Raw genomic sequence first — 539 nt, 5'->3', positions numbered from 1 at the left:
TTACTGGCAATTTCTTCGGAAGTTCGTACGTTACGATCCACCGTGTAGCTGACGCCAACCATAGCTTCTTTTTTCTTCTGCTTCTTTTCTCCTTTATTCAGGCGTGCCTTGATTTTGGCAGCTTCCTTCTTAATAACGGGAACCCCTTTTCCATCAAAACTCAAAATCTGCAACTCACCTTCAGTTTCATAATCTTGTTCTGATTTTTGAGCATAAAAGTCATCATAATTTATTGCAGATTCACGGCTTATAACTTCAAAGCGACTTTGGCTTATTTCTAAACCCAACAATTTGTTAAGAGAAATTTGGGATTCTTTAAAACTGTCACGAATATTAAAAATATTCATCCATTCTTGTAACAAATAAGAATAACATCTATCTGGAAGGTTAGCCATAGCATCTAAAGGCATGACGCCGGCTTCATCTTCACCTCGATAACAACTCCTGGGAACTTTTAATTTTCCAAAAATTGAAAAATAATCTCGTCCGTAAAGACCTGGCTGTTTTGTCAGTACGGTACCATTTTCCAATAATAATTC

At 36.7% G+C, this 539-nt stretch carries 1 pseudogene; it reads right to left on the bottom strand.

Annotation, left to right across the window (positions count from 1 at the left end):
* Positions 1–539 (bottom strand): annotated as a pseudogene (locus tag MTBBW1_RS28940) (ISKra4-like element ISDpr10 family transposase); the annotation flags it as partial.

The sequence above is a fragment of the Desulfamplus magnetovallimortis genome, from assembly GCF_900170035.1.
Taxonomy (GTDB): Bacteria; Desulfobacterota; Desulfobacteria; order Desulfobacterales; family Desulfobacteraceae; genus Desulfamplus; species Desulfamplus magnetovallimortis.
This window is presented reverse-complemented; position numbering and strand designations above follow the sequence as displayed.